The sequence below is a fragment of the Kosakonia sp. CCTCC M2018092 genome (assembly GCF_003864115.1).
GTDB lineage: Bacteria > Pseudomonadota > Gammaproteobacteria > Enterobacterales > Enterobacteriaceae > Kosakonia > Kosakonia cowanii.
In genome coordinates this window covers 3,551,262-3,575,280 of record NZ_CP034225.1, presented here as the reverse complement: position 1 = coordinate 3,575,280, position 24,019 = coordinate 3,551,262, and the positions used below count along the sequence as shown (strand labels likewise).

At 54.8% G+C, this 24,019-nt stretch carries 21 protein-coding genes; 11 read left to right on the top strand and 10 right to left on the bottom strand.

Annotated elements, in window-relative coordinates:
- Positions 1 to 6: 6 nt before the first annotated feature.
- From cyoE to EH164_RS17000, 7 genes are all read right to left on the bottom strand, one after another.
- The gene (gene cyoE / locus EH164_RS17030; RefSeq protein ID WP_094419519.1) at positions 7 to 894 is read right to left on the bottom strand and encodes a heme o synthase; all 888 of its coding nucleotides are present in this window, start codon (positions 892 to 894) and stop codon (positions 7 to 9) included.
- 11 nt (positions 895 to 905) lie between these two features.
- Complete coding sequence (locus tag EH164_RS17025; protein WP_023481940.1) at positions 906 to 1,235, bottom strand: cytochrome o ubiquinol oxidase subunit IV; 330 nt, start codon at positions 1,233 to 1,235, stop codon at positions 906 to 908.
- Positions 1,235 to 1,849: a cytochrome o ubiquinol oxidase subunit III gene (locus EH164_RS17020; protein ID WP_023481905.1), complete on the bottom strand. Its 615-nt coding sequence runs from the start codon at positions 1,847 to 1,849 to the stop codon at positions 1,235 to 1,237. Before EH164_RS17020 ends, EH164_RS17025 begins: the two co-directional genes overlap by 1 nt.
- A complete protein-coding gene (gene cyoB / locus EH164_RS17015; protein WP_124969425.1) occupies positions 1,839 to 3,830 on the bottom strand; it encodes a cytochrome o ubiquinol oxidase subunit I in 1,992 nt (663 codons plus the stop codon). The genes EH164_RS17020 and cyoB overlap by 11 nt, the downstream gene beginning before the upstream one ends.
- Positions 3,831 to 3,846: 16 nt before the next feature.
- Entirely contained in the window at positions 3,847 to 4,794 is a 948-nt protein-coding gene (gene cyoA / locus EH164_RS17010; protein ID WP_124969423.1) for a cytochrome o ubiquinol oxidase subunit II, read from the bottom strand.
- A gap of 582 nt (positions 4,795 to 5,376) precedes the next feature.
- The gene (gene ampG / locus EH164_RS17005) at positions 5,377 to 6,852 is read right to left on the bottom strand and encodes a muropeptide MFS transporter AmpG (protein ID WP_124969421.1); all 1,476 of its coding nucleotides are present in this window, start codon (positions 6,850 to 6,852) and stop codon (positions 5,377 to 5,379) included.
- 43 nt (positions 6,853 to 6,895) lie between these two features.
- Positions 6,896 to 7,474, bottom strand: coding sequence for a lipoprotein (locus EH164_RS17000; protein WP_023481890.1), 579 nt, complete (start codon positions 7,472 to 7,474; stop codon positions 6,896 to 6,898).
- Positions 7,475 to 7,771: 297 nt separating this feature from the next.
- Here EH164_RS17000 and bolA point away from each other — a divergent pair, with 297 nt between their 5' ends.
- The 9 genes from bolA to EH164_RS16955 all read left to right on the top strand — a co-directional run bounded on the left by bolA (position 7,772) and on the right by EH164_RS16955 (position 18,174).
- Entirely contained in the window at positions 7,772 to 8,089 is a 318-nt protein-coding gene (gene bolA / locus EH164_RS16995; RefSeq protein ID WP_034814127.1) for a transcriptional regulator BolA, read from the top strand.
- 349 nt (positions 8,090 to 8,438) lie between these two features.
- Positions 8,439 to 9,737 (top strand): trigger factor, encoded by a 1,299-nt coding sequence (gene tig / locus EH164_RS16990; RefSeq protein WP_124969419.1) that lies wholly within the window; start codon positions 8,439 to 8,441, stop codon positions 9,735 to 9,737.
- Between the two features lie 285 nt (positions 9,738 to 10,022).
- Positions 10,023 to 10,646 (top strand): ATP-dependent Clp endopeptidase proteolytic subunit ClpP, encoded by a 624-nt coding sequence (clpP, locus tag EH164_RS16985; RefSeq protein ID WP_007373538.1) that lies wholly within the window; start codon positions 10,023 to 10,025, stop codon positions 10,644 to 10,646.
- A gap of 124 nt (positions 10,647 to 10,770) precedes the next feature.
- The gene (gene clpX / locus EH164_RS16980; RefSeq protein WP_054804405.1) at positions 10,771 to 12,045 is read left to right on the top strand and encodes an ATP-dependent protease ATP-binding subunit ClpX; all 1,275 of its coding nucleotides are present in this window, start codon (positions 10,771 to 10,773) and stop codon (positions 12,043 to 12,045) included.
- A gap of 184 nt (positions 12,046 to 12,229) precedes the next feature.
- Positions 12,230 to 14,584: an endopeptidase La gene (gene lon, locus EH164_RS16975; protein WP_023481941.1), complete on the top strand. Its 2,355-nt coding sequence runs from the start codon at positions 12,230 to 12,232 to the stop codon at positions 14,582 to 14,584.
- Between the two features lie 209 nt (positions 14,585 to 14,793).
- Positions 14,794 to 15,066: a nucleoid-associated protein HU-beta gene (gene hupB, locus EH164_RS16970; RefSeq protein ID WP_124969417.1), complete on the top strand. Its 273-nt coding sequence runs from the start codon at positions 14,794 to 14,796 to the stop codon at positions 15,064 to 15,066.
- A gap of 209 nt (positions 15,067 to 15,275) precedes the next feature.
- Positions 15,276 to 17,150, top strand: a complete 1,875-nt coding sequence (ppiD, locus tag EH164_RS16965) for a peptidylprolyl isomerase (protein WP_124969415.1) — start codon at positions 15,276 to 15,278, stop codon at positions 17,148 to 17,150.
- Positions 17,151 to 17,296: 146 nt separating this feature from the next.
- Positions 17,297 to 17,671, top strand: a complete 375-nt coding sequence (locus EH164_RS16960; protein ID WP_124969413.1) for a helix-hairpin-helix domain-containing protein — start codon at positions 17,297 to 17,299, stop codon at positions 17,669 to 17,671.
- 95 nt (positions 17,672 to 17,766) lie between these two features.
- Positions 17,767 to 18,174, top strand: a complete 408-nt coding sequence (locus EH164_RS16955) for a YbgC/FadM family acyl-CoA thioesterase (protein ID WP_124969411.1) — start codon at positions 17,767 to 17,769, stop codon at positions 18,172 to 18,174.
- A 751-nt stretch (positions 18,175 to 18,925) separates the two neighbouring features.
- Here EH164_RS16955 and queC read toward each other — a convergent pair.
- Together queC and EH164_RS16945 are read right to left on the bottom strand one after the other, a co-directional pair.
- Positions 18,926 to 19,621 (bottom strand): 7-cyano-7-deazaguanine synthase QueC, encoded by a 696-nt coding sequence (gene queC, locus EH164_RS16950; protein ID WP_094419525.1) that lies wholly within the window; start codon positions 19,619 to 19,621, stop codon positions 18,926 to 18,928.
- Between the two features lie 65 nt (positions 19,622 to 19,686).
- Positions 19,687 to 21,384, bottom strand: coding sequence for an SgrR family transcriptional regulator (locus EH164_RS16945; RefSeq protein ID WP_124969409.1), 1,698 nt, complete (start codon positions 21,382 to 21,384; stop codon positions 19,687 to 19,689).
- Between the two features lie 98 nt (positions 21,385 to 21,482).
- Here EH164_RS16945 and cof point away from each other — a divergent pair, with 98 nt between their 5' ends.
- Positions 21,483 to 22,301 (top strand): HMP-PP phosphatase, encoded by an 819-nt coding sequence (gene cof / locus EH164_RS16940; protein WP_124969407.1) that lies wholly within the window; start codon positions 21,483 to 21,485, stop codon positions 22,299 to 22,301.
- A 68-nt stretch (positions 22,302 to 22,369) separates the two neighbouring features.
- On the opposite strand, the gene EH164_RS16935 is transcribed toward cof, so the two are convergent.
- Positions 22,370 to 23,422: a PLP-dependent cysteine synthase family protein gene (locus EH164_RS16935; protein WP_124969405.1), complete on the bottom strand. Its 1,053-nt coding sequence runs from the start codon at positions 23,420 to 23,422 to the stop codon at positions 22,370 to 22,372.
- A 115-nt stretch (positions 23,423 to 23,537) separates the two neighbouring features.
- On the opposite strand from EH164_RS16935, the gene EH164_RS16930 reads away from it, so the two are divergent.
- Complete coding sequence (locus EH164_RS16930; RefSeq protein WP_023478271.1) at positions 23,538 to 23,996, top strand: Lrp/AsnC family transcriptional regulator; 459 nt, start codon at positions 23,538 to 23,540, stop codon at positions 23,994 to 23,996.
- Positions 23,997 to 24,019: the final 23 nt, after the last annotated feature.

Sequence of the window (24,019 nt, the reverse complement as noted above, 5' to 3'; positions counted from 1 at the left end):
TCTGGATCACCAGACGTAAGTCAGCAGGCTATGTGAATCCGGCACCATAAAGTCCACGGACATCATCACGCTGAGCGAAGTGATGGCGACAATCGAGAAGACGAACAGTTTGCGCGCCCACACTTTGTCATCCGCCACTTTATACCCGCGCAGCGCCATGCCCAGCCACCAGAGGCTCACCGCGGCAGCAACCACCAGGTATTTATAACCTGCATAGCCGCCCAGCGAGAGCATCAGGGTGGCGACAGCAAACGCCACGATATAGAGCGTGATGTGGTTTTTCGCCACGGAGATGCCTTTCACCACCGGCAGAACCGGGATGTTCGCTGCCTGATAATCCTTAAAGCGGAAAATCGCGATGGCATACGAGTGGGGCATCTGCCACAGGCTGAAAATCGCCAGCAGGATCGCCGCGCCGCTGTCAAACTCGTTGGTCACGGCGCAGTAGCCAATCACCGGCGGCGCTGCGCCGGAGAGAGAGCCAATCAGCGTACCGTAGACGGAGTGGCGTTTCATATAGAGGCTATAAACCCCGACATAAACCACAAACCCCATCACCCCGAGCCAGCAGGCCAGCGGATTCGCGCCGAACCACAGCAGCATAAAGCCAGCAATACCCAACAAGGCGGCGTACACCAGCGAGACTTTTGGCGAGATCAGCCCTCTGACCAGCACCCTGTTTTTCGTCCGCTCCATCTTTTTATCGATGTCACGGTCGATGTAGTTGTTAAAAACACAACCAGAGGCGACCACCAACGACACGCCAACCAGCGTGTAGAGGAACAGGGGGTAATCAATCTGGCCTTTAGAGGCCAGCAGGAACCCCCCAATCACGGAGATCAAATTGCCAAAAATAATGCCCGGTTTCGTTACTTGCAGGTATTGCTTGAACATACTCGCCGCTCTTAGTGAACCATCATGTTGTAGTTCAGGTTCCACATAATCCAGATGGAGCCCACTACCAGGATAGCGATGATAATCACGGTAAAGACAAAGGCGGTCAGGTTCCAGCGCTCCTCAGAAGAGGTGTTCATGTGCAGGAAGCAGACCAGATGAACCAAAATCTGTACCACTGCGGTGACCAGTACGGTCCCCAGAATTGCGGCGTGTGACGCGGTACCGCTCATCACCATCCAGAACGGAATGACCGTCAGGATGACTGACAGGATAAAACCTGTCATGTAGGTTTTTACGCTACCGTGGGATGCGCCGCTGTGATCGGTTGAATGACTCATTACATCGCCCCCATCAGATAAACAACAGAGAACACACAGATCCATACCACATCAAGGAAGTGCCAGAAGAGGCTCAGGCACATGATGCGGGTACGGTTTGTGCTGGTCAGGCCGCGACGGGAAACCTGGAACATCAGAACCGCCATCCAGATCAGGCCAGAGGTTACGTGCAGACCGTGGGTACCAACCAGCGCAAAGAACGCTGACAGGAAGCCGCTACGATCCGGACCCATACCTTCTGCAATCAGATGATGGAACTCATAGATCTCCATGCCGATAAAGCCCGCACCAAACAGGAAGGTCAGCGCAAGCCAGGAGATAACCTGGCTCTTGTTGCCTTTGTGCATGGCGATCGCCGCCATGCCGTAGGTGATGGAGCTGAACAGCAGCAGGAATGTCTCTACCAGAACGAACGGCAGTTCGAAAATGTCCTTGCCGGTCGGGCCGCCCGCTGTGCCGTTCACCAGAACGGCATAGGTCGCGAACAGACAGCTGAACAGAATGCAGTCGCTCATCAGGTAGATCCAGAAACCGAATACTTTATTCGGCCCTGCATCGTGGTGCCCGTGTTCGTGCGCATGGGCGTGCGCGTTGGTCAAAGTATCAGTTGCCATTTGTCAGCCCTGCTTTGTTGATCTCATCGAAATGCTGTTTTTCCAGTTTCTCGATTTCTGCAACCGGTACGTAGTAGTCCACGTCTTCGTCGAAGCTTTTCACAATCCAGCTGATGATGATGCCTGCGAAGCTGGCAATCGCCATCCACCAGATATGCCAGATCATGGCAAAACCGAATACCGTTGCGAACGCGGCAATCACAATCCCGGCGCCGCTGTTTTTCGGCATATGAATCTCTTCATAGTGGGCAGGTTGCTTGTACGCTTCGCCTTTCTCTTTCATCTCCCAGAAAGCATCACGTTCGTGAATTTCCGGAACAACGGCAAAGTTATAGAACGGCGGAGGAGAGGAGGTTGCCCACTCCAGCGTACGGCCACCCCACGGGTCACCGGTCAGGTCACGGTTCTGATCGCGGTCACGAACAGAAACGTAGATCTGAATCAGCAGACACAGGATACCCAGTGCGATCAGCGCGGCACCACAAGCTGCAACAATCAGCATGCTGTGGAACTGCGGGTCGATATGCTGGCTGAGACGACGGGTCATACCCATGAAGCCCAGTACGTACAGCGGCATAAACGCAACGAAGAAGCCGATAATCCAGAACCAGAATGCGCGTTTACCCCAAGTTTCGTTCAGGGTGTAACCAAACGCTTTCGGCCACCAGTAGGTCATACCTGCGAAGCAACCAAATACCACGCCGCCGATGATGACGTTATGGAAGTGCGCAATCAGGAACAGGCTGTTGTGCAGTACGAAGTCTGCGCCCGGTACCGCCAGCAGCACGCCGGTCATCCCACCTACGGAGAAGGTGACGATAAAGCCGATAGTCCACAGCATAGAGGAGTGGAATACGATACGGCCCTGGTACATGGTGAACAGCCAGTTGAAGATCTTCACCCCGGTCGGGATGGCGATAATCATCGTGGTAATACCGAAGAAGGCGTTTACGTTCGCGCCGGCACCCATGGTGAAGAAGTGGTGCAGCCAAACGATGAACGACAGGATGGTAATACACACGGTCGCCCACACCAGCGAGGTGTAGCCAAACAGGCGTTTACGCGAGAAGGTGGCGGTAATTTCGGAGAAGACCCCGAACACCGGCAGCACCAGAATGTACACTTCCGGGTGACCCCATGCCCAAATCAGGTTGATGTACATCATCATGTTGCCGCCCATATCGTTGGTAAAGAAATGGGTGCCCAGATAACGATCCAGGGTAAGCAACGCGATAGTAACCGTCAGAATTGGGAACGAAGCGATAATCAGCACGTTCGCGCACAGAGAGGCCCAGGTGAAGACCGGCATTTTGAACATGGTCATGCCTGGCGCACGCATGCGCAGGATGGTCACGAAGAAGTTAATACCGGTCAGCGTCGTACCGATACCAGAGAGCTGGAGACTCCAGATCCAGTAATCGACCCCGACACCAGGGCTGTACTCTATTCCCGAGAGCGGCGGATAAGCCAGCCAACCAGTCTGCGCGAATTCACCGACGCCCAGAGAGATGTTAACCAGAATCACGCCCACAACCGTGAACCAGAAGCTCAGGTTGTTAAGGAACGGGAAGGCAACGTCGCGCGCGCCGATCTGCAGCGGAACCACCAGGTTCATCAGACCGATAACAAACGGCATCGCCACGAAGAAGATCATAATCACGCCGTGGGCGGTGAAGATCTGATCGTAGTGGTGAGGCGGCAGGAAGCCCGCTTCGCCCATTGACGAAATCGCTTGTTGACTACGCATCATTACGGCGTCAGCAAAGCCGCGCAGCAGCATAACAACCGCTACGAGGACATACATGATGCCAAGACGTTTATGGTCAACCGAGGTCAACCACTCATTCCATAGCCATTTCCACTTACCGAAGTAAGAGAGCAGGCCGACTACCGCCAGACCACCGACGGCAATCGCAGCGATCGTAACCATGATAATCGGTTCATGGTACGGCACTGCATCCAGTGTAAGTTTTCCGAACATCGTTTTCCTCGGCCCCTTAGTGAGAGGTTTCCGCGTGGCTCATGTCCATGCCTTCCATACCTTCGTGTGACTTGTGCTCACCTTCCGGTTGGGTCATGTCCATGCTCTTGCCGTGGCCCATAAATTTGTTAATAACGTCTTTAAACAAATCGGGTTTCACGCTGGAGAAGTATTCAACCTTGTTGTATTCGCTTGGTGCGGCAATTTTCTCGTACGTGTCCATATCAGACACAGTAGTAGAAGACTGTTTCGCTTTGGCGACCCACTGGTCAAATGCGGCGCGGTCCGGCGTTGCAATGGCTTTAAACTTCATGCCTGAGAAGCCCGGGCCGCTGTAGCTGGCAGAGATGCCATCATACGTACCTGCTTCGTTGGCAATCAGATGCAGTTTGGTCTGCATACCGGCCATCGCGTAGATCTGGCTGCCCAGACGCGGAATAAAGAACGAGTTCATCACGGAGTTGGAAGTCACTTTGAATTCCACCGGAGTGTTCGCCGGGAAGGCGATTTCATTCACGGTAGCGATGCCCTGTTCCGGATAGATAAAGAACCATTTCCAGTCCATGGCAACCACTTCGATAGTAATCGGGCGTTCGTCATGTACCAGTGGTCTGCTCGGCTCGAGCGAGTGGGTGGTTTTCCACGTCAGCACGGCAAGGAACAGGATGATCAGAATCGGCACGGTCCAGACCACAGCTTCCACTTTATTGGAGTGTGACCAGTTCGGGCTATACTTCGCATCTTTATTGCTCGCACGATACTTCCAGGCAAAACCTACGGCCATTAAGATGGCGGGCACCACGACAATCATCATCAGGCCAAAAGCCGTCAGGATGAGTGAACGTTGCTCCATACCAATCTGTCCTTTGGGGTCAAGAAGCGCAGAATCGCAGCCACTGAGTAATACAGTGCCGGCGATTAAGGACATCCATCCCAAACTTTTATTGTATTTCCTGAGTCTCATTTAACGACCTCAATTCCACGGGATCTGGTGGCGCTTAAAGTGTGCGGGCATTTTACGGAAAGGTTACGTTACTGTAAACATGATTGGCTTTGTGTCAGTAAGGTGTTACTGGGTTCTGCCGCATATGTCACACAGAATGCAACAATCTGTAAAACCGGGCGTTCGCACAGCCAGAGAGAGCGATTATAACGAAAACCTGACATTACAATCTGCGTTGAGGGTAAATTGGTATAACCAATCGTTCAAATATACAAATAATTAACAATTATCCAGCAACTATTAAACATCATTGGAACGAATATGAAACCCAACAATTAATAACCGTGCTGAATCGTTATAGGATAGACCTTATTTTATAAGGCACAAATTAATTAAGATTTTTATTTTTTGCCCGCTCAGGGCGATTGGGCAAAAAACAAAAAATACGCCTGTTTAATGAACGAAATAATAACGGCGCTAAATTTATTTTTCTGCTTTTTTTATTTTTATTAGCTGATTTTAAAGGGATTATTCGTTAAAAAATAACCCCGAGTTACACTATGTAAAATATATCGCCGCACGTAAAAGCCCGTTTTGCGCCCGCTAGAGCAGGGCGGTCTTGCGCAGCGCCAGCAGATCCAGCGCTCCACCGAAGAGGATGCCCACCAGCGCCAGCAGCGCACCGCTCTCGAGCAGGAGGCCATCGACAGACCACTGCGTCAGACCCAGCGCATTGCTGGCAAGCACCAGCAGACCGGCGGCAAGCAGCAGCGCGCCCGCGCCAAGAGTGCGCAGCGCCAGCCGGTAAAGGGCCGTGAACTCGGTGCGCGGCATAAAGGTTTCCGTGCGCTGCGTGTACTCCAGCGTGCGTTTACACAGCAGCAGCAGCGCCAGCCCCGGGATCGCCGCAAAGATCGAAAAGAGATAGAAGGTCGGCCAGTCATAGCTGGCAACAAACCAGCCCGCCAGCGGCCCGACATAGACGCGGCCTACGGCCGAGAGCGCCGAGAGCAGCGCGAACTGTGTGGCGGAAAAGGCGCTGTTACAGAGCGTCATCAGCAGGGCGACAAACGCTGCCGTACCCATGCCGCCGCAGAGGTTTTCGAAGAAGACCGCCGCGCCCATCGTCACAATGTCTTTATCGGTGATGGAGAGCAGCCAGTACCCGGCATTGGAGATCGCCTGCAGCACACCGAAGATCAGCAGGGCGCGGAACAGCGTTAAACGCTGCATTAATACACCGCCCCACAGCGCGCCGATAATCGTTGCCACCAGCCCTAAGCTTTTATTCACCATCCCGACATCGCCGGGATCGAAACCGACACCGCGTATAAGGAAGAGAGTGGTCAGGCTCATGGCAAACGCATCGCCGAGCTTATAAAGGACAATCAGCAGCAGGATCAGCCAGGCGTTGTTGCGCCCGAAGAAATCGCGCAGTGGCGCAACCACCGCTTCCTCAAGAGATCGCGGCGCAGGGATGGTGCCCACCGGCTCCGGTGCGCGCAGCGTGGCGATAATGCAGGGGATCATTAGCGCCGCCATCAGCCAGTACATTCCTTGCCAGCCGAGCCAGCGATCCGCCAGCCACAGCGCCAGACCGCCGGAAATCAGCATCGCCAGGCGGTAACCGAGCACGCTTATCGCCGCACCCGCGCCGCGCTCTTCGGCTGAGAGCACATCCGTCTTCCAGGCATCGAAAACAATGTCCTGCGAAGCCGAGCAGAAGGCGATAACCACCGCCAGCGCCGCCATCCAGCGCAGATCGCTGGCAGGCTGTAGAAAGCCCATCGCGGCAATGGCGATCAGGAGCGCAACCTGCGTCAGCAGCAGCCATCCGCGGCGGCGTCCTAAAAAGGAGGGGGTGTAGCGATCCATCGCCGGTGACCAGAGAAACTTAAAGACGTAGGCCTGGCCGACCAGCGAGAAAAAACCGATGGTTTTGACATCAACGCCTGCGACGGTTATCCACGCCTGTAACGTGCCGCTGGTGAGGGCAAGAGGCAAACCGGAGGCAAAACCGAGCATCAGCAAAATCGCTGATTTAGGCTGCGTGAAAATGCGTAAGTAGTGACTGGACATAGCGGCTCAGCTGGCCCGGCAGAACCGGGCCAGTGCAGAGAGATTAACGCGCGTTCTGCTTGATGAAATCGTGGATGGTGGTGTCCTGAGACATATCCGCGATGGTGTCGGTCAACACGCTGTTAACCGCATTGGTGATCTTTTCGTTGGTCGCCTGGAAAGCGCCTTCTACGTTATAGCTGGCACGGTAGTTTTTCGTCAGCTTGTTGCCATTGGCGGCGGTGGCGATGATGGCGATATCCGCTTTGGTGGCGATGTTGTAACGCACGTTGCCCTGAGAGACGTCAGCGTAGAGCTGGTTAACGATGATCTGCAGGTTAACCGCGCCGTTCGGCCCAATCATATAACCGCGCGCGGTCATCTGCTTCTCCAGCACTTCCTGCAGCAGGAAGCGCAGATCGCGCGAGGCTGTCAGGGTGACCAGTTGGTTATCACGGGTGACTTTCGCCAGCGCCTGATCCGGACGCTGATCGGCACCGTTAATGCTGACCGTTACGCCCATCAGGCTCGGATCTTGTTGCGGAAGGGTAATTTTCGGTGTGACGTCAAGGGTGGTCGGCGGAGTTGCGCAGCCAGCCAGCATAAATAAAGCAACCAACGGGAAGAGGAGTTTCTTAATCATGTTCAGGCTCTCAAGGCTCTAAGCTTCTGGGAAAAATTGTCGCCATCATAACATTGCCGTTGTTAAGAGGAAGTCCTCAACGCATGTAAATTCATCGTGTTGTGTTTTTTTTCAGCGCCCGTAACATCTTCAAACGCGATCCCGGCCCCAAATGGCCGGGTTTTCCCTTGAGATTATGCCGTTGGCGGCAAAAGCGCGACGAAGGCTAAATTTTTGTTGTCTTATTGTAACGGAGACGGTAAAAGCGGCTAACATTTAAAGGGATAGCTGGTATCTCAGCGTTGTCGGAGGCGTACCATGATGATGCGTGATCAAATAGAATCAAAACTGAAGGCGGCATTTGAGCCTGTTTTCCTCGACGTTGTCGACGAAAGTTACCGTCACAACGTTCCTGCGGGTTCGGAAAGCCATTTCAAAGTGGTACTGGTGAGCGACTGCTTCACCGGTGAACGTTTCCTCAACCGCCACCGCATGATTTACGGTACCCTGGCAGATGAGCTGGCGACGAAAATTCATGCGCTCGCGCTGCATACCTACACCCTGAAAGAGTGGGAAGGGCTACAGGATACCCTGTTGGCCTCGCCAGCCTGCCGCGGCGCAGGGACTCTCGCCTAGAAAACCGGGTTGCAACGGGCTGAACTTTTCCAGTATGTTGCATGCAGTTAATGTGAAAACGGCCTGCGGGCCGTTTTGTTTTGTCTGAAATTTGAGCGAGAAGCGCCCCTTTGTGAGCAAAATTGCTTCAGAAGTGTGAAAAATGACGCACCGTTGCGCTATTACCGTTCTCGACTCATATCTGCGATGCCGCTATAATGCGGCGTCTTATTTTTCGGAATGTCTTCGGGGTGATTCTGACGACAGGGAATGTATATCTGATTAGAGAGAGCATCCCGGTTCTGCAAAGCGAGAGGTTTGCTGCGCAGGGTAGAGTTGACCGAGCACTGTGATTTTTTGAGGTAACAAGATGCAAGTTTCAGTTGAGACCACTCAGGGCCTTGGGCGCCGTGTAACGATTACAATCGCTGCTGACAGCATCGAGACCGCTGTGAAGAGCGAGCTGGTCAACGTAGCGAAGAAAGTACGTATTGACGGTTTCCGTAAGGGTAAAGTCCCGATGACCGTTGTTGCTCAGCGTTACGGCGCCTCTGTTCGCCAGGACGTGCTGGGCGACCTGATGAGCCGCAACTTCATCGACGCGATCATCCAGGAAAAAATCAACCCGGCTGGCGCACCGAACTATGTTCCGGGCGAATACAAACTGGGCGAAGACTTCACCTACTCTGTTGAATTCGAAGTCTATCCGGAAGTTGAACTGAAAGCGCTGGACACCATCGAAGTTGAAAAACCGATCGTTGAAGTGACCGATGCCGACGTTGACACCATGCTGGATACCCTGCGTAAGCAGCAGGCAGACTGGAAAGAGAAAGATGGCGCTGCAGACGCAGAAGACCGTGTAACTGTCGATTTCACCGGTTCTGTTGACGGTGAAGAGTTCGAAGGCGGCAAAGCGACCGATTTCGTACTGGCGATGGGTCAGGGTCGTATGATCCCGGGCTTTGAAGAGGGCATCAAAGGCCACAAAGCGGGCGAAGAGTTCACCATCGACGTGACCTTCCCGGAAGAGTACCACGCGGAAAATCTGAAAGGTAAAGCGGCGAAATTCGTCATTAACCTGAAGAAAGTTGAAGAGCGTGAGCTGCCGGAACTGACCGAAGAGTTCATCAAACGTTTCGGCGTTGAAGATGGTTCTATGGACGGTCTGCGCGCAGAAGTACGTAAAAACATGGAGCGCGAGTTGAAAGGCGCCGTGCGTAACCGTGTTAAATCTCAGGCGATCGACGGTCTGGTTAACGCCAACAACATCGACGTACCGGCTGCACTGATCGACAGCGAAATCGACGTTCTGCGTCGCCAGGCTGCTCAGCGTTTCGGTGGCAACGAGAAACAGGCTCTGGAACTGCCGCGCGAGCTGTTCGAAGAGCAGGCTAAACGCCGCGTTGTTGTTGGTCTGCTGCTGGGCGAAGTGATTCGTACCCACGAGCTGAAAGCTGACGAAGAGCGCGTTAAAGGCCTGATCGAAGAGATGGCTTCTGCGTATGAAGATCCGAAAGAAGTGATCGAGTTCTACAGCAAAAACAAAGAGCTGATGGACAACATGCGTAACGTCGCGCTGGAAGAACAAGCGGTTGAAGCGGTTCTGGAAAAAGCGAAAGTGACGGAGAAAGCAACCTCCTTCAGCGAGCTGATGAACCAACAGGCTTAATCGTTTTCTGCGATAGCTAAAAGTAATAAGCCCGTCACCTGCTTGCTGGTGGCGGGCTTTTTTTATCGCATTGGCTTTATCAGAACTGTGCTAAAAGCGTGTTTCAGGGTTAGCGTAACAGCAAAAGATTGTTATGCTTGAAAACATGCGTGGTCATCCCCACTAAAGAGGGTGGCAGGAAAGACTCTGGCTGATAATCCGTCCGTGAGGGGTCGTAGTCAGACCTCTTTCACTCAAGTACAATCAGTACAGCAAGTTTGTTAATTTTTTATCCAGGAGACGGAAATGTCATACAGCGGCGAACGAGACAACTTTGCACCCCATATGGCCCTGGTGCCAATGGTAATTGAACAGACCTCCCGCGGTGAGCGCTCTTTCGATATCTACTCCCGTCTTCTCAAGGAACGCGTAATTTTCCTGACCGGTCAGGTCGAAGACCATATGGCCAACCTGATCGTGGCGCAAATGCTGTTTCTCGAAGCAGAGAACCCGGAAAAAGATATCTATCTCTACATTAACTCTCCGGGCGGCGTGATCACGGCAGGGATGTCTATTTACGACACCATGCAATTTATTAAACCGGACGTCAGCACCATCTGTATGGGCCAGGCCGCGTCAATGGGCGCATTCCTGCTGACGGCTGGCGCAAAAGGCAAGCGCTTCTGCCTGCCGAATTCACGCGTGATGATCCACCAGCCGCTGGGCGGCTATCAGGGTCAGGCGACGGATATCGAAATCCACGCGCGTGAGATCCTGAAAGTGAAAGGGCGCATGAATGAACTTATGGCGCATCACACGGGTCAATCCTTAGAACAAATTGAGCGCGATACCGAACGTGACCGCTTCCTTGCCGCGCAAGAAGCAGTTGATTACGGGCTGGTTGACTCAATTTTGACCCATCGTAACTAATGCTCAGTCCGCATTGGCCGCTATACTTTCCAGTGCAAGCGGCGTAATGCCTGAGTAACGTTTTGCGCCTGGAATGGCATTTGCGTCGTCGTGTGGCGCAAAGAACAGAAAAGAGGTTTTACTCATGACAGATAAACGCAAAGATGGTTCGGGCAAACTGTTGTACTGCTCTTTTTGCGGCAAAAGCCAGCATGAAGTGCGTAAACTGATCGCCGGACCGTCCGTGTATATCTGCGACGAATGTGTGGATCTGTGTAACGACATTATTCGCGAAGAGATTAAAGAAGTTGCGCCGCACCGCGAGCGCAGCGCGCTGCCGACGCCGCATGAAATCCGCCACCATCTCGATGACTATGTTATCGGTCAGGAGCAGGCGAAAAAGGTGCTGGCGGTGGCGGTCTACAACCACTACAAACGCCTGCGCAACGGCGACACCAGCAACGGTGTTGAACTGGGCAAAAGTAACATTCTGCTGATCGGGCCGACCGGTTCCGGTAAAACGCTGCTGGCGGAAACGCTGGCGCGCCTGCTTGATGTACCGTTCACCATGGCGGACGCCACCACGCTTACCGAAGCGGGCTACGTCGGTGAAGATGTGGAAAACATCATTCAGAAGCTGCTGCAGAAGTGTGACTACGATGTGCAGAAAGCCCAACGCGGCATTGTCTACATTGATGAGATCGATAAGATCTCCCGTAAGTCAGACAACCCTTCCATCACCCGTGACGTATCGGGCGAAGGCGTACAGCAGGCGCTGCTGAAGCTGATCGAGGGTACCGTTGCTGCCGTTCCGCCGCAGGGCGGTCGTAAGCATCCGCAGCAGGAGTTTTTGCAGGTTGATACCTCCAAAATTCTCTTTATCTGCGGTGGTGCTTTCGCAGGACTCGATAAGGTGATCTCTCACCGTGTGGAAACCGGATCCGGCATCGGTTTTGGCGCAACGGTGAAAGGAAAATCCGAAAAAGCGAAAGAGGGCGAGCTGCTGGCGCAGGTTGAACCGGAAGATTTGATCAAGTTTGGTCTGATCCCGGAGTTCATCGGTCGTCTGCCGGTTGTCGCTACGCTCAACGAGCTGAGCGAAGAAGCGCTGATCCAGATCCTGAAAGAGCCGAAAAACGCCCTGACCAAGCAGTATCAGGCGCTGTTTAATCTGGAAGGCGTCGATCTGGAGTTCCGCGACGAAGCGCTGAACGCTATCGCCAAGAAAGCGATGAGCCGCAAAACCGGTGCGCGTGGTCTGCGATCTATCGTCGAAGCCGCGCTGCTCGACACCATGTACGATCTGCCATCTCTGGAAGACGTCGAGAAAGTGGTGATTGATGAGTCGGTAATCGAAGGGCAAACCAAGCCGCTGCTGATTTACGGCAAGCCGGAAGCGCAGCAGGCATCTGGCGAATAATTCGTCAATTCATACAGTCAGTTAATCAAAAAGGGGGGATTTTATCTCCCCTTTTATTTTTCCGACTTCCCGGCGTTGAATGTGTGGGAAACATCCCCATATACTCCATTACATGTTAATGGTGCGTGTGGCACAGTCACGTCACCTTGATTACCTGGCGGACTTTAAACTAAGAGAGAGCTCTATGAATCCTGAGCGTTCTGAACGCATTGAAATCCCCGTATTGCCGTTGCGCGATGTGGTGGTTTATCCGCACATGGTCATCCCGTTATTTGTGGGACGGGAAAAATCAATCCGTTGTCTTGAAGCAGCCATGGATCATGATAAAAAAATCATGCTGGTTGCGCAGAAAGAAGCGTCAACGGATGAGCCGGGTGTAAACGATCTTTTCACCGTCGGGACCGTGGCGTCTATTCTGCAGATGTTGAAACTACCTGATGGCACTGTAAAAGTGCTGGTCGAGGGGCTTCAGCGCGCGCGCATTACTTCGCTTGCCGATAACGGCGAGCACTTCTCTGCGAAAGCGGAGTACCTTGACTCGCCGGCCATTGATGAGCGCGAGCAGGAAGTGCTGGTACGTACCGCGATCAGCCAGTTCGAAGGCTATATCAAGCTCAACAAAAAAATTCCGCCGGAAGTGCTGACGTCGCTGAACAGCATCGACGATCCTGCGCGTCTGGCTGACACCATCGCTGCGCATATGCCGCTGAAGCTGGCTGATAAGCAGTCGGTGCTGGAGATGTCCGACATCAACGAACGCCTCGAGTATCTGATGGCGATGATGGAGTCGGAGATCGATCTGCTGCAGGTTGAGAAACGCATTCGCAACCGCGTGAAGAAGCAGATGGAGAAATCCCAGCGCGAGTACTATCTGAATGAGCAGATGAAGGCCATCCAGAAAGAGCTCGGCGAGATGGACGACGCGCCGGACGAAAACGAAGCCCTGAAGCGTAAAATCGACGCGGCAAAAATGCCGAAAGAGGCCAAAGAGAAGGCCGAGTCCGAGCTGCAGAAGCTGAAAATGATGTCGCCGATGTCTGCGGAAGCAACCGTGGTACGTGGCTATATCGAGTGGATGGTGCAGGTTCCGTGGAATGCGCGCAGCAAGGTGAAAAAAGATCTTCGCCAGGCGCAGGAAGTGCTGGATACCGACCACTACGGCTTAGAGCGCGTCAAAGACCGTATCCTTGAGTATCTTGCGGTTCAAAGCCGTATGAACAAACTCAAAGGGCCGATTCTTTGCCTGGTCGGGCCGCCGGGGGTAGGTAAAACCTCGCTTGGTCAATCCATCGCGAAAGCAACAGGTCGTAAATATATCCGTATGGCGCTGGGCGGCGTACGTGATGAAGCCGAGATCCGCGGTCACCGCCGCACTTACATCGGTTCTATGCCGGGTAAACTGATCCAGAAAATGGCAAAAGTTGGCGTTAAAAACCCGCTTTTCCTGCTGGATGAGATCGACAAAATGTCCTCCGACATGCGTGGCGATCCCGCTTCCGCGCTGCTGGAAGTGCTCGATCCTGAGCAGAACGTGGCGTTCAGCGATCACTACCTGGAAGTGGATTACGATCTGAGCGACGTGATGTTTGTTGCCACCTCCAACTCCATGAACATTCCGGCACCGCTGCTGGACCGTATGGAAGTGATTCGCCTCTCCGGTTACACCGAAGATGAGAAGCTGAACATTGCCAAGCGCCACCTGCTGACTAAGCAGATTGAGCGTAACGCGCTGAAACCGAACGAACTGACGGTTGATGACAGTGCAATCGTCGGCATTATTCGCTACTACACTCGCGAAGCGGGCGTGCGTGGCCTGGAGCGTGAAATCTCGAAACTGTGCCGTAAAGCGGTGAAACAACTGCTGCTGGATCCGTCCCTGAAGCATATCGAGATCAACGGCGATAACCTGAATGACTACCTCGGGGTTCAGCGTTACGACTACGGTCGTGCGGATGATGAAAACCGTGTAGGCCAGGTGACCGGTCTGGCGTGGACTGAAGTGGGCGGCGATCTGCTGACCATTGAAACCGCCTGTGTGCCGGGTAAAGGCAAGCTTACTTACACCGGTTCGCTGGGTGAAGTGATGCAGGAGTCTATCCAGGCTGCATTGACCGTGGTGCGCGCGCGCGCAGAGAAGCTGGGTATCAACGGCGACTTCTACGAAAAACGCGACATTCACGTGCACGTGCCGGAAGGCGCTACGCCGAAAGATGGTCCGAGCGCCGGTATCGCTATGTGTACCGCGCTGGTCTCCTGCCTGACCGGTAACCCGGTTCGCGCCGATGTTGCGATGACGGGTGAGATCACCCTGCGCGGCCAGGTGCTGCCGATTGGCGGCCTGAAAGAGAAACTGCTGGCAGCGCATCGCGGCGGGATTAAAACAGTACTGATTCCTTACGAAAATAAACGCGATTTGGAAGAAATTCCGGAAAACGTGATTGCCGATCTGGATATCCATCCGGTGAAACGTATTGAAGAAGTGCTGACGCTTGCCTTGCAGAATGCGCCGTTTGGCATGCAGGTTGCCACTGCAAAATAGTGACCTCGCGCAAAGTGCGTAGAGAAATATAAGGCTGGTGAGTGATTTCGCACTTGCCAGTCTTTTTTTGTATAGCTAATTTAGATTGCTGGCTGGCTATGTCATCATCAACTGATGTTGTAAGGGCATGACAGGCCTGTTATAACTGCTGCGCGGTCGCACTGTGAAGGATGTGGTGCGATATAAAATATAAAGAGAGGAAGAGAAGAGTGAATAAATCTCAACTGATAGACAAGATTGCCGCTGGCGCTGATATTTCTAAAGCTGCCGCCGGACGCGCGTTAGATGCGTTTATGGCTTCTGTTACTGAATCTTTGAAATCCGGGGAAGAGGTAGCATTGGTTGGTTTCGGTTCTTTCGGGGTTAAAGAGCGTGCTGCCCGTACCGGCCGCAACCCGCAAACCGGCAAAGAGATTACTATTGCTGCTGCCAAAGTCCCTGGCTTCCGCGCAGGTAAAGCGCTGAAAGACGCCGTGAACTAAGGACTTTCCCCATCCGGGGAGGGTGGCAACATACAAGGGCACATCGCGAGGTGTGCCCTTTTTATTTTCGCAAAATCAATTTCTGCGAGTTTATGCGCGATGCGGGCTAACAATTGCGCCGTTTTCTTGTCAAAATACGCGCTTACATGCAGCGGGCCTCGTGCGCTGCCTGAGATCTACAGTCACCTACAGCGGAGTGTTGTTACACCATGATGGACAATTTACGCGCGGCGGCGAATCACGTCGTGCTCAAGATCATTCTGGGTTTGATTATCGTGTCATTCATTTTGACTGGCGTAGGTAACTACCTGATTGGCGGTAACAATAATTACGCCGCAAAAGTTAATGGCCAGGAGATCGGCCGCGCGCAGTTTGAAAATGCGGTAACCAGCGAACGCAACCGTATTGCGGAGAAGCTGGGTGACCAGTTCTCAGAGCTGGCCGCAAATGAAAACTACATGAAATCCGTACGTCAGCAGGTGCTCAATCGTATGATTGACGAAGCTCTGCTGGATCAATACGCGAAGAAGCTGGGCCTCGATATCAGCGATGAGCAGGTCAAAAACGCTATCTTCTCCACCGATGCTTTCAAGTCTGACGGCAAGTTCGATAATAACCGCTTCAACGCGCTCGTTAACCGTATGGGCATGAGCGCCGATCAATATGCGCAGGCGCTGCGTAACCAGCTCATCTCCCAGCAGTTGATCAACGCCGTTGCCGGCACCGATTTTATGCTCAAAGGCGAGACCGACGAACTGGCAGCGCTGGTATCCCAGCAGCGCGTAGTGCGCCAGGCGGTGATTGACGTGAACGCGCTGGCGGCAAAACAGACGGTCAGCGATGACGAGATCGCCAGCTATTACGACCAGAACAAGAGCCGTTTTATTGCGCCGGAGCAGTTCCGCGTAAGCTACATCAAGCTTGATGCGGCAGCGATGCAGGAAAACGCCACCGACGCACAGATTCAGGCTTACTACGACGAGCATAAGGATCAGTTCACTCAGCCGCAGCGTAATCGTTACAGCGTCATCCAGACCAAAACGGAAGATGAAGCGAAAGCGGTGATCGACGAGCTGAAAAAAGGGGCTGACTTCGCTGCTCTGGCGAAGGCGAAATCCGCTGACATCATCTCTGCGCGTAACGGCGGCGACATGGGCTGGCTGGAAGAGTCCACCACCCCGGACGAACTGAAAAACGCCGGTCTGAAAGAGAAAGGCCAGCTCTCAGGCCCGATTAAATCCTCCGTCGGCTACCTGGTGGCGCGTCTGGATGACATTCAGCCTGCCGTTGTCAAACCGCTGAACGAAGTACGTGATGAACTGGCGGCGAAAGTGAAGCATGAAAATGCGCTCGATGCCTGGTTCGCGCTGCAACGTAAAGTGAGTGAAGCAGCGACCAACGATAACGAATCTCTGGCCGGTGCCGAGCAGGTTTCTGGTACCAAAGCGGTGCAGACCGAGTGGTTTACCCGCGACAATCTGCCGGAGGAGCTGAACTTCAAACAGGTCAGCGACGCGATTTTCAACGGTGGTCTGGTAGGGCAGATCGGCTCGCCTGGCAACAACTCCGATATCATCACCGTTGATGGCGATCGCGCGTTCGTGCTGCGTGTTACCGACCATAAAGCGGAAGCGATTAAGCCGCTGGCGGAAGTGAAAGCGCAGGTCACGGATATCGTTAAGCATGATAAAGCTGAGCAGCAGGCGAAGCTGGATGCCGACAAACTGGTTGAAGCGCTGAAAGCGGGCAAAGGCGACGAAGCGATGAAAGCCGCTGGTCTGAGCTTTGGCGAAGCGAAAACCCTGGCGCGCCTCGGACAGGATCCGGTTGCTACCGCAGCCTTTAACCTACCACTGCCGGCGAAGGATAAACCCTCCTACGGCAGCACCACCGATCAGCAGCGTAATGTGGTGATCATTGCGCTGGATGAGGTGAAAGCGGGCGAAATGCCGGAAGCGCAGAAGAAAGCGATGATGCAGGGCGTGACGCAGAATAACGCGCAGATCGCCTTTGAAGCGCTGATGAGCAACCTGCGCAAAGAAGCCAAAATCAAACTGGGCGATACCTCAGAACAGCAGCAGTAACGGGAAGCTTCTCCCAAAAAAAGGTAACGCTCTGCAATATACAAAGGCCGCTTTCGCGGCCTTTTCCATTTCTGTTGTTTGCCCTTTGTGGACTTTTTGCGGCCTGGTTATTCTCCGCTGCGAGTTAACACAACGGAGATAACAGCATGAAATATGGAGTCAAAGCCCTTTTACTGCCCCTGGCATTTGTGTGTGCGACATTCAGTTCTGCCACGCTTGCCGCGCCCGCAAGCGGTGCAAAATCACCGGCGGCACACTCCGCTGCACCGGCTTCTCACACCAAAGCCCAGGAAGCGGCAAAATCCACACAGGAAGAGGAGGGCGGCGTTAAAGTCAGCATCAACAGCGCGACGGCGGAAGAGTTATCAAAGGCGCTTAAGGGCGTTGGCCTTAAAAAGGCACAGGCGATCGTCAGTTATCGCGAAGAGTATGGGCCGTTTAAGAGCGTCGAAGATTTAAAACAGGTGCCGGGCATGGGCGGCAAGCTGGTGGAGCGTAATCTGGTGAACCTGAAACTGTAAGCGGCTTGCGTAGTCGCTAATTTTTGCCAGAATAAGGAGGTCATACCAGTATGGCCTCTGTCTCTATAACTATAAACAGTAAAGGTTAACGCGCTATGCAGACCCAAATAAAAGTTCGTGGATTCCATCTTGATGTCTACCAGCATGTAAACAACGCCCGCTATCTCGAATTTCTTGAGGAGGCGCGCTGGGATGGGCTGGAGCATAACGAGAGTTTTCAGTGGATGACCGCCCACAACATCGCTTTTGTGGTGGTTAACATCAATATCAACTATCGCCGCCCGGCGGTGCTCGGCGATCTGCTTACGGTCACCAGTCATGTCCAGCAGATTAACGGCAAAAGCGGCGTGTTAAGCCAGGTGGTGACATTAGAGCCGGAAGGGCAGGTGGTTGCCGATGCGCTGGTGACTTTTGTCTGCATCGATCTGAAAACCCAGAAAGCGCTGGCGCTGGAGGGGGAGTTGCGGGAGAAGCTGGAGATAATGATTGGGGAGCGGGATTAGGTGCGCTGGAATCGCTGAAACCGCGTAGGCCGGATAGGCGGAGCCGCCATCCGGCATGTTTCGCGGCACCCGTGCCGAATTGTCAGGCGTAGGCCGGATAAGGCGAAGCCGTCATCCGGCAAGGGTGTTACCACGGTGGAATGGTTCCGTTCACCAGGCGTTGGGGAGTTTCATTAATCTCTTATGCGGTGAACGGGACAAGGGAAGCGGCCGCGCTCCCCTTGTCAATCCCCGCGGCCCCGCGAGGAAATCGGTGCTGCGCACTGCGCTCACCTCCCGCGAGCCTGACTGCGGCCGGCTCGACTCGACTTACTCGTCCCATCCATGGGACTCGCCCCTTCGGGGCCAGCGCAAGCGCTGTTCAAAATTGCTCCCGGCAATTTTGTCCCTGTCTCGGTTCGCCTCTGTCCGCCATCCATGGCGTCCAGACCTTGTCATTCACGCTTCGGTTCGCCGATTTCAGCGGGGGTCAACACCGCTGCTGTGAGACCGGAGGTAAAGGCAATATCGGTGTTGCTGTAGGCTCGCTTTTGTAGGCCGGATAAGGCGGAGCCGCCATCCGGCAATCGGTGCCGCGGTGATGATGCCGGATGGCGCGTACCGCTTATCCGGCCTACGCCGTTTCAGCGGCTTCATTCATGTAGGCCGGATAAGGCGAAGCCGCCATCCGGCAATTGTGCCGCGGAGATAATGCCGGATGGCGCTGCCGCTTATCCGGCCTACGGGATTGGTGCGGGTTTGTTGACCGGGCCTATTTCAATCCGGTTTTTGCTTTCATTGCGCTCATTACTGAGGCTTTATCCGCAAGGTACTGCTGCAAGCCGTTGGCGCGTAAATGGCACGCCGCGCAGTGGCCGCAACCATCGCCTTTAATGCCGTTGTAGCAGGTCAGGGTTTCGCTGCGCACCATATCGAGCGCACCCCAGTAATCTGCCAGCGCCCAGGTCTGGGCTTTATCGATCCACATCAGCGGCGTTTCAAAACGGATATCCTTCGCCAGACCGAGGCTAACCGCGTGGTTAAGCGCCTTCACAAACTCGTCGCGGCAGTCCGGGTAGCCGGAAAAATCGGTCTCGCACACGCCGGTGATCACCGCTTCTGCCTGCACCTGGTAGGCATAGACCGCCGCCAGCGTAAGAAAGAGAATATTGCGCCCGGGAACAAAGGTGTTCGGGATGCCGTCCGCGCTCTCTTCATAATCCGGCACCGGAATGCTGTCGCGCGTCAGGCTGCTCACGGCCAGTTCGTTAAGCAGCGTCACATCCAGCACTTTATGCGCCCGTGCGCCCAGCTTTTGCGCCAGTTCGCGCGCGACGTCGATCTCAGCGCGATGGCGTTGCCCATAATCAAACGTCACGCAATGGACTTCATCATACTGCTGTAACGCCTGCACCAGGCAGGTCGTGGAGTCTTGTCCGCCACTGAAGACGACAACGGCACGTTTCATAATTATTCCTGACATTTACACAAAAAAGGTATGGTAGCGCGTGAGCCAGGCAGCGACCAGCTTCTTCACGGCGACGGGGCCGGAAGCCAGGCCTCGGTAAACTCAAACCAGCCGCGGCGATTGACCTCGATCCCCTCAACCCCCGGCGGCGCGCTAATGCGGTAGTGATAATTAAAGAGCGGCGTCAGCAGTGCCTCGTCCATCAACCTGTCAAAGAGCGCTTTTAACGCCGCAATACGCGCCTGCTCGTCGGCCTGGCGCTGCACCGCATCCAGCGTTGTCTGCAGATGCGCGAACTGCGCGCTGCCGAGCAGGTTCGGCCACAGCGGATCGCAGCGCAGCCACTGCTCAAGGGTGTACTCCGGCGCTTCGCCAATCAGCCTGTCGCCCATCACCAGATCCGCCGCTGCAAGTTCGCGGCACCCTTCCCAGCGTTTACCGTCATGAAAAATCACCGTCAGCTCGCAGCCGAGCGCAGCAAGATACGCTTTAAGCTGCTGCGCCATGGTGTGCAACTCCACCGGCAGATGGTAGATAAGCGTCAGCTTTGCAGGCAAGGCGACGTTTTCTTCAGGCCAGCCGGGAATATGCCAGCCGGGCAGTAACTCCCGGCTGGGGGTAATCAGCCCCTCATCCAGCGGCAGCGTCTGCAAAAGCGAGGTGTGATGAATAATCTGCACCAGACGGCGCGCTTGCGCCGGGCTTAGCCGCGCGCCGGGGCGCAGGGCGAGATAGCAAAAGCCGAGGCTGATGCTGTTACTGACCGGTTGCAGATGGCGCAACTCCTCCGGCTCGCCGATGGCGATCTGCACCGGATGGCGGCAGCTGGTGCCTAAATCCTCATCAAACAGCTGGGGCGCAATCCAGTACTCGACCGCTTTCAACAGCGGGTGGCCTAAATGGTAGTGGTCGTGGCTCTCAAGGCGCACCAGTTCGTCACTGAAGGCGACAAGGCGAAACGGCCCGGTGCCAATCTGCGGATGAGCGGGGTGCGCCAGGCGGCTGCCGTAGCTCGCCAGACGGTGCGCCAGCCAGTAATCGGGCCGATGCAGCTGAAAGGTAATACACCACGGATGGGTGAGCGTAATGCGCTCGACGCTGGCAAAAAGCATCCGCAACGCGGGCAACTCAAGCAGGGCGACAAGCTGCTGATGCAGCTGTGCGGCGGTGACCGCATCGCCATTGTGCCAGTGCAGGGTAGCGTGAAGGTGAAAGCGCCAGCACAGGCCATCCTCGCTGCTCTCCCAGTGGTGCGCCAGATCGCGCTGCGGTAACGCGCTGCGGCTGATAAAGCGCGTCAGCCCGCTAAAGATCTGCCCGGCCAGGTGCTGCTCCGCACGTCCTGCGAGAAAACCCGGCAGCAAAGGATCCAGCGGACGATAGTAAGGAATGCGCAGCGTCGGCGTCTCGTTCTGCCACTGCCCGCCGAGATAGGGGTTGAGCAGTGTGCGCAGGTCCGCAGGATCAAGCTCGGCGAGCGCCAGCGCGTTATGCTGCTGCCCGGCCGTCAATGCCTGCTCCAGCATCTCGCGCCGCAGCCGCTCCGGCGTCACGCAGAAATGCAGCGCGCCGCGTTTACCGCGTCCGGACTGCGCCTGCCACGTTAACCAGCCGGCGGCCTGCATCTGGCGCAGCAGGGTGCGCATATGGCGTTCGCTGCAATAGCAGCGCAGCGCCAGCTCGCTAATGCTCACCGCCTGATCCTCACCGGCAGAAGGCGACCATAGACGCTGAAACTGATTAAGGCGGTTGAGTAATCTCATAACCCTGAACAATAATTTTTAACTATTCACTATTACTTCCGTATATCCCACGCAATACTGAAACACAACCTAACGGCATCAGAACTGGAGAGTAGATCATGGCGCGTCTGGCCGCTTTTGATATGGATGGAACCCTGCTTATGCCCGACCATCGTTTGGGCGATCAAACGCTGGCGGCGCTGCGACGCTTACATGAGCGGGGGGTTACGCTCGCCTTCGCCACTGGTCGGCACGCGCTGGAGATGCAGCGTGTTGTGCAGCATATCGCCCTTGATGCCTTTCTCATCACTGGCAACGGTACGCGCATCCACTCCTTAGAGGGCGAGCTTCTCCATCGCCAGGATCTCTCCCCACAGGTTGTCGAGCGCGTGTTGCACGGCCGCTGGGAGACCGGTGCTTCGCTGCATGTGTTTAATGATTCCGGCTGGCTGACTGATAAGCCGCTGCCGGAGGCGCTGCAGGCGCATCTCTTCAGCGACTTTAGCTATCAGATTACCGATCTTAAACGCCTGCCAACCAGTGAGGTTGCCAAGATCAGTTTTGTCGGCAATCACGACGATCTCTGCCGTTTGCAGCTACAACTTGATGAGCAGCTTGGCGCGCAGGCGCATATCTGTTTTGCGGCGATGGATTGTCTGGAGGTTCTGCCGGTCGGCTGCAATAAAGGCGCCGCGCTGGCGGTACTCAGCGCATCGTTAGGGCTGACGCTGCAAGAGTGTATGGCGTTTGGCGATGCGATGAATGACAGAGAGATGTTAGAGAGCGTTGGCTACGGCATGATCATGGGCAACGCCATGCCACAGCTGCGCGCGGCGCTGCCGCATTTACCGGTTATCGGGCACTGCCGTAATCAGGCGGTGTCGCACTTTTTGACACACTGGCTGGACACTCCACATCTTCCTTATTCCCCCGAATGAAAAGATATTGCCAGCGAGCCGGGTTTATTAAACCCGGCTTTTTTTTGCCTGTCGGCATTACCTTCGCGCTATTGCGGTGAGGTAAGCAGGGCGATTTTCGCGCTCCACGGCTCAATATCGCCGAGGTTCGCCGCCACCCATTGCGGGTTGTAGTAGGTTTCAAGATAGCGCTCGCCGCTGTCGCACAGCAGGGTAACGATCGAGCCATTGCGCCCTTCGTCGCGCATCTGCGCCGCAAGCTGTAGCGCGCCCCACATATTGGTGCCGGTAGAGGCACCCACTTTGCGGCCAAGCTGCGTCTCCAGCCACTGGGCGGTCGCCACGCTGGCGGCATCCGGCACGCGCAGCATTTCATCGACCACATCGGCAATAAATGACGGCTCGACGCGCGGGCGGCCAATGCCTTCAATTTTGCTGCCGATCGGGCTACGCAGTGTGCTGTCGCGCTTCTGCCAGTAATCAAAGAAGACGGAGTTCTCCGGGTCCACCACCACCAGGCGCGTGTCATAACCCTGGCAGCGAATATAGCGGCCAATGGTTGCCGAGGTGCCGCCCGTTCCGGCGCTCATCACAATCGCTTCCGGCACCGGATGCGGCTCATTTTTCATCTGGCGGAAAATGCTGTCGGCAATGTTGTTATTGCCGCGCCAGTCCGTCGCGCGCTCGGCGAAGGTGAACTGATCCATATAGTGACCGTTCAGCTCTTTCGCCAGCCGCTCGGATTCGGCGTAGATCTCGCAGGCGCTGTCGACAAAGTGGCAGCGGCCGCCGTAAAACTCGATCTGCTCCACTTTGCGTTTCGCCGTGCAGTAAGGCATCACCGCGATAAAGGGCAGCCCGAGCAGGCGTGCAAACCACGCCTCTGAGATGGCGGTCGAGCCGGAGGAGGCTTCAATAATCGTGGTGCCTTCTTTAATCCAACCGTTGCACAAGCCGTAGAGAAACAGCGAGCGCGCAAGGCGGTGCTTCAGGCTGCCGGTGGGGTGCGTGCTTTCATCTTTTAAATAGAGATTGATACCCGGAAAACCCGTCAGCGTCAGGCGGATAAGGTGGGTATCCGCAGAGCGCTGCGCGTCGGCATTGATTTCATTAATCGCGTATTTGACCCAGCTGTTGTTCATGATGCTGTTCCGTTTGTCATTTTGTGCCCAGTCTAGCGAAAGGCGAAGAAAAAAAGGTTGCCATTTCGCCTTTTCGATAGACTATTTAGAGAAAAATTTTCTAACGGAGCAGGGGATGTTAGATAAAATTGACCGTAAGCTGCTCGCACTGTTGCAGCAGGATTGTTCGCTCTCTTTGCAGGCGCTGGCTGATGCCGTTAATCTGACCACCACTCCGTGCTGGAAACGGCTGAAAAAACTGGAAGATGACGGTATCTTACTGCGCCGCGTGGCGGTGCTGGATGCGGAAAAGCTCGGGCTGGGGCTGACGGCATTTGTGCTGATCAAAACCCAGCATCACAGCAGCGACTGGTATAACCGCTTCGTCAGCGAAGTGACACAGCTCCCGGAAGTGCTAGGCTTTTGGCGTATGGCTGGCGAGTACGATTACCTGCTGCGCGTCCAGGTGGCGGATATGAAACGCTACGATGACTTCTATAAGAAGCTGGTCAACAGCGTGCCGGGGCTCTCGGATGTCACCTCCAGCTTCGCCATGGAACAGATAAAATACACCACGGCTTTGCCCATTGAATAACCCTTCCGGCGGTTAACCGACCG

Excerpts from the sequence above, each read along its gene's own strand:
- bolA (WP_034814127.1), top strand. The coding sequence starts at position 7,772 with ATGATGATGCGTGATCAAATAGAATCAAAACTGAAGGCGGCATTTGAG.
- lon (WP_023481941.1), top strand. The coding sequence starts at position 12,230 with ATGAATCCTGAGCGTTCTGAACGCATTGAAATCCCCGTATTGCCGTTG.
- EH164_RS16960 (WP_124969413.1), top strand. The coding sequence starts at position 17,297 with ATGAAATATGGAGTCAAAGCCCTTTTACTGCCCCTGGCATTTGTGTGT.
- ampG (WP_124969421.1), bottom strand. The coding sequence starts at position 6,852 with ATGTCCAGTCACTACTTACGCATTTTCACGCAGCCTAAATCAGCGATT.
- clpX (WP_054804405.1), top strand. The coding sequence starts at position 10,771 with ATGACAGATAAACGCAAAGATGGTTCGGGCAAACTGTTGTACTGCTCT.
- EH164_RS16945 (WP_124969409.1), bottom strand. The coding sequence starts at position 21,384 with ATGAGATTACTCAACCGCCTTAATCAGTTTCAGCGTCTATGGTCGCCT.
- queC (WP_094419525.1), bottom strand. The coding sequence starts at position 19,621 with ATGAAACGTGCCGTTGTCGTCTTCAGTGGCGGACAAGACTCCACGACC.
- EH164_RS16935 (WP_124969405.1), bottom strand. The coding sequence starts at position 23,422 with ATGAACAACAGCTGGGTCAAATACGCGATTAATGAAATCAATGCCGAC.
- EH164_RS17000 (WP_023481890.1), bottom strand. The coding sequence starts at position 7,474 with ATGATTAAGAAACTCCTCTTCCCGTTGGTTGCTTTATTTATGCTGGCT.
- EH164_RS17025 (WP_023481940.1), bottom strand. The coding sequence starts at position 1,235 with ATGAGTCATTCAACCGATCACAGCGGCGCATCCCACGGTAGCGTAAAA.
- EH164_RS16930 (WP_023478271.1), top strand. The coding sequence starts at position 23,538 with ATGTTAGATAAAATTGACCGTAAGCTGCTCGCACTGTTGCAGCAGGAT.
- tig (WP_124969419.1), top strand. The coding sequence starts at position 8,439 with ATGCAAGTTTCAGTTGAGACCACTCAGGGCCTTGGGCGCCGTGTAACG.
- cyoB (WP_124969425.1), bottom strand. The coding sequence starts at position 3,830 with ATGTTCGGAAAACTTACACTGGATGCAGTGCCGTACCATGAACCGATT.
- cyoA (WP_124969423.1), bottom strand. The coding sequence starts at position 4,794 with ATGAGACTCAGGAAATACAATAAAAGTTTGGGATGGATGTCCTTAATC.
- cyoE (WP_094419519.1), bottom strand. The coding sequence starts at position 894 with ATGTTCAAGCAATACCTGCAAGTAACGAAACCGGGCATTATTTTTGGC.
- clpP (WP_007373538.1), top strand. The coding sequence starts at position 10,023 with ATGTCATACAGCGGCGAACGAGACAACTTTGCACCCCATATGGCCCTG.
- EH164_RS16955 (WP_124969411.1), top strand. The coding sequence starts at position 17,767 with ATGCAGACCCAAATAAAAGTTCGTGGATTCCATCTTGATGTCTACCAG.
- EH164_RS17020 (WP_023481905.1), bottom strand. The coding sequence starts at position 1,849 with ATGGCAACTGATACTTTGACCAACGCGCACGCCCATGCGCACGAACAC.
- ppiD (WP_124969415.1), top strand. The coding sequence starts at position 15,276 with ATGATGGACAATTTACGCGCGGCGGCGAATCACGTCGTGCTCAAGATC.
- cof (WP_124969407.1), top strand. The coding sequence starts at position 21,483 with ATGGCGCGTCTGGCCGCTTTTGATATGGATGGAACCCTGCTTATGCCC.